This window comes from Neokomagataea tanensis, from assembly GCF_006542335.1.
GTDB classification, from domain to species: Bacteria; Pseudomonadota; Alphaproteobacteria; order Acetobacterales; family Acetobacteraceae; genus Gluconobacter; species Gluconobacter tanensis.
In genome coordinates, this window is sequence record NZ_CP032485.1 from 146,155 (window position 1) to 152,500 (window position 6,346).

Here is a 6,346-nt window from a genome sequence, read left to right on the forward strand (position 1 = left end):
TGCTACCATGACAATATGGCTACCGGGCCGTCAAGCGTATCAATCGTGGAGGCCATTTCAAAGCGGCGAGCAGCACTTTCTCCCAAGAAAGTACCAATAACGGCTTTGTAAGGGATACCAAAGAACTTGCGTGCGTTTTCTTTTTTCGCAATGTCGCAGACAGGGTAAGTTGCGCTCGTAATGTTAAGACGATGCTTTAACCAGTCACGCGCATTTTTTTCTGTTCCAAGTTCATCAACCAAACCGAGAGCAAGCGCTTGGCGCCCTGTGTAAGGCCGTCCATCCGCAAGTGATTTTACTTTCTCGACCGTCATGTGACGCCCTTGCGCAACCATGGTCACAAACTGGTCGAATAAATCATGCACGATACCTTGGAGCATATCCCGACCGCCGGGAGACAGAGCCACGCTTGGGTCAGTCTGGTTTTTCATATCTCCGGAAATAATAGAGCCGTTTGAAACACCCAAGCGCCCTAGTAATGGAGAAAAATCATAACGCTCTAAAATTACGCCAATGGAGCCCGTAAGCGTTGAAGGCATAGCGACAATATGCTGTGCAGGCGCCGAGAGCATGTAGGCCGCAGACGCCCCTAATCCCCCCATGGAGACAGCAACAGGCTTTTTAGACGCAAAACGCTCAATGGCATTATGCAATCTTTCACCACCCGTAACGGCTCCGCCCGGACTATTCACAATAACTAATAAACCCGTGACGCTCTCATCTTTTGCGGCATGGTAAATGGCGCGTTCCTGGAGAGAAACATTATCCCCGATGATGCCATCAATCGTGATGCGCGCGATATGCGGCGTGGATATTGTTGATTTGTGTTTGATTGAGGTTGGGAGGACAAGCACCCCAAATGCAAAAATAAAGCTCAGCACGGCACCTATACGCCAGCGCAAGAGCCGGCGTCTTTGCAGCGCCAACATGATACGTTTTTCTGCGTCGTTATTCACGGGCGTCCCTCTTACTCAAATAGAGATTATACTCTACCAGAGAAACGCCCAGAAAACCTACTCTACCATTTGATTGGTAGTTATTTTATTATTAAGAAGATTTTTTATCAGAACTGTTAGCGCTAATCTTGCGACCCAGACCGATTTCACGCGCCAGAGTTGAACGGCGGCGGGCATAGTTTGGAGCAACCAGCGGGTAGTCACCCGGTAGACCCCAACGCTCACGGTACTGTTCTGGCGTCATATTATACGCACTTTGGAGGTGCCGCTTCAGCATCTTGAGCTTTTTGCCATCTTCCAAGCAGACAATATAATCAGGGAAAACTGAGCGCTTGATTGGCACAGCTGGCTGTGGACGCTCTGGCTTGATTTCTTCAACTGCCGTGCCTGCGCCTGCTAAAGCGTCATAGACTTGCTTAATAAGCCCTGGGAGCTTTTCAGCATCTACGTTTCCACGGGAGGCCTGAGCCGAAACAATTTCCGTGGTTAATTCGAGAAGAGTTTTTTCACTTTTGACTTCAGACATGGTCATCTCCCATATAAAGACAAACAAACCAGATTAGTTGGCAAGTATATATCAAAACCCATACATAAGAAAAAAAATAAAAACAACAGATAAAAATTTTTGTTATTAAGATTAAAATAATTATAATCGTTAATGTCAGTTAATACCTGACCGAAAAGCATTGTCTGCGGAGAAGGCTTCATACTCTAAATGAATCCTTTTCTTACAAAAATTTACAAACACTCTTCGCCTAGAACAACGTCTTACTTCGAAAAATGGTTTCAAGAAAATATTCCAGAGATACTTATTTCTTTTTATCATGCTTAAGAACGTATAAAAGACCCAAGACTTTCTGGCTCCAACCTGCCATTGCATCGAAGATAATTTATAATGTCTTTACTCAGCGATATTCGTCTTCCCTTTTCAAAGCCTAAAACCATACTAAAAAACGACAATAGCGCGCCCTTTACCCTTCCTTTCCAATGGCTCATTGCTCCTCCAGCGTCCGCATTATCCTTCGCAATACGTAATACTATTGCTGCGCTTCTCGCCTTGCTGATCGCGCTATGGATGGAGCTTGATAGCCCAGCTTGGGCTGCCATGACCGTCTGGGCGGTTGCACAGCCAACCCGTGGAGAAAGCCAATCAAAAGCTAAATGGCGCATTATTGGCACTATTTTTGGTGCCATCGCATCGCTGTTTATTATGAGCGCGAGCCCCCAAGCCCCATGGCTATTCTTTCCCATGATTGCCATCTGGATCGGTTTGTGCAGCGGCTTTGCAACTTTCTTTAGCAATTTTCGCGCTTATGCACTCGTCTTAGCAGGTTATACTTGTTCCATCATTTGTATGGATGCGGCCTCTGACCCCAACCACATCTTTTTTATTGCCGTTTCCCGTACGACGTACATTACCCTCGGCGTCCTATGCGAAGCTTTCGTAGCTCTTATTTTTGCCGCTTCACAGGAACGGCACGCACGGGAGCAAATTAGACAAAAAATCCAATCCGCTCTCATCCTTGTCACACAAACATTAAGCAGCATTCTGGGCGAAGACCGCGGCGCTATTAATGCAGCGCGTCGGCAATTTGGTACATTGCTGCAAATCAACGATCAAATTGAATTTGCAGAAGTTGAAATGGGTCCACACGGCCACGAAGGCGACCACGCACGCGCAGCGCTAGCTTCGGTATCTGCCCTGCTGTCTCGCGGGTTTGGAATGGCTATGCGCCTTCAACTTTTGCATCACGAACATGAGGATTTCTCACTAGCCGCTGATGAAATTCTATTGTTTTTAAAAGATTTTCCTCGCCGCTTAGCGGATCAGAGTGCTTTGCATGACCTTCTTGCAGAATTGCAGCATCTCCGCGACGTTTGCCATCAGTATGCCGCCCCCCATGAAGATAACTCTATTATTAAGACTGCAAAAACACCGTTGAGAGACGACGCAACACTGGATGAACGCGTACTCTTTATCTCTCTCGGTGACCTTATGGGTGACCTTGAACGCGCAATCGCGGAATACGAAGCCAGTACACACGCTATCCCGGGAGATCACTTCCATTTCCGCCGGGAAACTCATCTAGACCCCAGAGAAGCTGTTTCGAATGGCTTGAGGGGTGCCATCGCGGTGCTGATAACCGCATTTATCTATGAAGTAACAGCTTGGCCTAATGGATTGGGCTTTATAGCCATTACAACCCTCGTATGCGGCCTCTTTGCCACGACCGAAAACCCTGCACTTGGCAGTATGAAATTCTTTAAAGGTGCCCTTGCGGCATTGGCTGTTGCCTGGGTTCTGACATTTATTCTTATCCCGCGCGCGACCACGTCAGAAATTCTAATTTTGTTTTTGGCACCAACAATGTTCGTATGTGGCTTGGCTAAAGCCAACCCTGCCACATCAGGTGGCGCAGGGGCTTACGGCCTCCTACTACCAGCAATGATCAACCCTCAGAATCATCATATTTTAGATGAAGTCGCTTTTTACAATAACAACACCGGCACGATGATGGCGGTCATCATTAGCGTTTTAGTCTTTAGAACAATTCTACCTTTTAATCCCTCTGACGAACGCCTTCGTTTGCGCCTGACTATGTTGAGCGAACTGCGTAATCTAGCCTCGCTCAGCCATTCTCCGTCACGTGACAGTTGGATTGGACGCAACACCGATCGCTTCGCCCGCCTGATAAGACATGCAGGCCCGACCCACACGGTCCTCGTCGAAGCCTATATTATAGGCACACTCACAACGTTGACTCTTGGTTTGAACATTATTCGATTGAGAACTCTACTCGAACGAGAATTCTTACCTGAAAGCGCACGCCGCCCTATTCAGCTTACACTCCATTACATTGAACATTCGACTCAACGGCACGACAAAGCAGCTCGTATCGCTGAAACAGCTGTAAGACGTTTACGTGTCCTCACGCCGCAAGAAACTGACTTTGCAACGCGTCTCGATTTGACAAGGGCGATCACCTATCTCGTCGTGGTCGCCCATAGTTTGCGAACTGCGCGCGATTTTCTCGATTCAACACAACCTTTTATGGAGGAAAAATCATACCGCCCACTAGCACAACCATCTGACGTAAGCTCTCGCAGCAACAGAGAGGAATAGGCCTTATCCCAGCTTCTCTTTTGCGCTCGTTTTATTGAGATGATTGATACCATCAATTTAACATAGCGCAGTTTTTAGTTGAGGTCTTATCTCTGCACTTAGCTTTTCTTGGCTGTACAGGGTATCCGTTCAGAGATTCTTTGCGCTTGCAGTACTGATCGTTGTGCTTGAGGGCATATTGTGCGCAGCACAAACGCAAAAATCCGCAGGCGGACGCGCGGACCGTGCGGTTTATGTGTTATCTGGGAGTTCGCCAAAGTTGGTTGCGGGGGTAGGATTTGAACCTACGGCCTTCAGGTTATGAGCCTGACGAGCTACCGGGCTGCTCCACCCCGCGGATGAGTTTTGTGTGTTTTTTTTGTGTGTGTATTGGGTGAGCTAGGGGACCTGGCGGCGACCGACTTTTCCGCACCTTAAGGTGCAGTATCATAGGCGCTGAGGTTTTTCACGGCCGAGTTCGGGATGGGATCGGGTGTAGGATCCTCGCCATGGCCACCAGGTCTTCTAGCTCACCCTCGTGTTGGTAGAGGAGGGTGATGAGGTTGGTGTATTTTTGAGTGTGACTGATTTCTGTGCATGTGTTTGTGTGTGAGGATTATGAGCGATTAGTACCGGTTAGCTGAGTACATTACTGTACGTATACACCCGGCCTATTAACGTGCTGGTCTTGCACGGCTCTATGAGACCTAGTTTTGAGGTGGGTTTCCCGCTTAGATGCTTTCAGCGGTTATCCCGTCCGAACTTAGCTACCCGGCTGTGCCACTGGCGTGACAACCGGTGCACCAGAGGTTCGTTCATCCCGGTCCTCTCGTACTAGGGACAAATCCTCTCAAGTCTCTTACACCCACGGCAGATAGGGACCGAACTGTCTCACGACGTTCTAAACCCAGCTCACGTACCACTTTAATCGGCGAACAGCCGAACCCTTGGGACCTGCTCCAGCCCCAGGATGTGATGAGCCGACATCGAGGTGCCAAACCTCCCCGTCGATGTGGACTCTTGGGGGAGATCAGCCTGTTATCCCTAGAGTACCTTTTATCCGTTGAGCGATGGCCCGTCCACGTGGGACCACCGGATCACTATGGCCGACTTTCGTCTCTGATCGAGCTGTCACTCTCACAGTCAGGCGGGCTTATGCCATTGCACTCGACAGCCGGTTTCCGACCGGCCTGAGCCCACCATCGCGCGCCTCCGTTACACTTTGGGAGGCGACCGCCCCAGTCAAACTGCCCACCATGCAGGGTCCCGGATCAGGCTGACTGATCTCGGTTAGACATCAGAAAAATTCAGGGTCGTATTTCAAGGATGGCTCCACCGGTGCTGGCGCCCCGGCTTCAAAGCCTCCGACCTATCCTACACAGAATTTTCCTGATGCCACTGCAAAGCTACAGTAAAGGTTCATAGGGTCTTTCCGTCTGACCGCGGGTACCCCGCATCTTCACGGGGAATTCAATTTCGCTGAGTCGATGCTGGAGACAGTGGGGAAGTCGTTACGCCATTCGTGCAGGTCGGAACTTACCCGACAAGGAATTTCGCTACCTTAGGACCGTTATAGTTACGGCCGCCGTTTACCGGGGCTTCAATTCAATGCTTGCACATCTCCTCTTAACCTTCCGGCACCGGGCAGGCGTCAGGCCCTATACGTCATCTCTCGATTTCGCAGAGCCCTGTGTTTTTACTAAACAGTCGCTACCCCCTGGTCTGTGCCACCCACACATGGTTGCCCACGGGTGGGTCTCGTTTATCCCGAAGTTACACGAGCAATTTGCCTAGTTCCTTCAGCATCGTTCTCTCAAGCGCCTTGGTATACTCTACCAGTCCACCTGTGTCGGTTTCGGGTACGGTCTATATGCTAGAGCTATTTCCTGGAATGGTCCAAAAGCTGGTTCAATCCGATAAGAACCAACAACATATCTCATTCGTCACTTCTAGCAGGCTCAGGACTATTAACCTGATTCCCATCGACTACGGCTTTCGCCCTCGCCTTAGGGGCCGGCTCACCCTGCGTGGATTAACCTTGCGCAGGAACCCTTGGACTTTCGGCGACAGTGTTTCTCGCACTGTTTATCGCTACTCATGTCAGCATTCGCACTTCCGATATCTCCAGAGGGGGTCACCCCGCCTCCTTCGCAGACCTACGGAACGCTCCGCTACCGCGCATTCATAAGAATGCACCCACAGCTTCGGCACGTGACTTGAGCCCCGTTACATTTTCGGCGCAGGGTTTCTATTAGACCAGTGAGCTATTACGCTTTCTTTAAAGGAT

General features: G+C 49.6%; 3 protein-coding genes, 1 tRNA gene and 2 rRNA genes (1 of these 6 cut by a window edge). 1 reads left to right on the top strand and 5 read right to left on the bottom strand.

The features are described from left to right. Positions 1-2: 2 nt before the first annotated feature. Both sppA and D5366_RS00685 read right to left on the bottom strand, forming a co-directional pair. Positions 3-956, bottom strand: a complete 954-nt coding sequence (gene sppA, locus D5366_RS00680) for a signal peptide peptidase SppA (RefSeq protein WP_141491860.1) — start codon at positions 954-956, stop codon at positions 3-5. 91 nt (positions 957-1,047) lie between these two features. Next, positions 1,048-1,482, bottom strand: a complete 435-nt coding sequence (locus tag D5366_RS00685) for a MucR family transcriptional regulator (RefSeq protein WP_141491861.1) — start codon at positions 1,480-1,482, stop codon at positions 1,048-1,050. A 369-nt stretch (positions 1,483-1,851) separates the two neighbouring features. On the opposite strand from D5366_RS00685, the gene D5366_RS00690 reads away from it, so the two are divergent. Next, the gene (locus D5366_RS00690) at positions 1,852-4,080 is read left to right on the top strand and encodes an FUSC family protein (RefSeq protein WP_141491862.1); all 2,229 of its coding nucleotides are present in this window, start codon (positions 1,852-1,854) and stop codon (positions 4,078-4,080) included. A gap of 260 nt (positions 4,081-4,340) precedes the next feature. On the opposite strand, the gene D5366_RS00695 is transcribed toward D5366_RS00690, so the two are convergent. From D5366_RS00695 to D5366_RS00705, 3 genes are all read right to left on the bottom strand, one after another. Continuing rightward, positions 4,341-4,417 (bottom strand) — tRNA-Met (locus D5366_RS00695). Positions 4,418-4,465: 48 nt separating this feature from the next. Continuing rightward, positions 4,466-4,580 (bottom strand): 5S ribosomal RNA (gene rrf, locus D5366_RS00700). Between the two features lie 85 nt (positions 4,581-4,665). After that, positions 4,666-6,346: ribosomal RNA gene (locus D5366_RS00705) — 23S ribosomal RNA — on the bottom strand; it runs 1,056 nt beyond the window's last position.

Bases quoted from the DNA above. Each gene is read 5' to 3' on its own strand.
- D5366_RS00685 (WP_141491861.1), bottom strand. From the start codon at position 1,482: ATGTCTGAAGTCAAAAGTGAAAAAACTCTTCTCGAATTAACCACGGAA.
- D5366_RS00690 (WP_141491862.1), top strand. From the start codon at position 1,852: ATGTCTTTACTCAGCGATATTCGTCTTCCCTTTTCAAAGCCTAAAACC.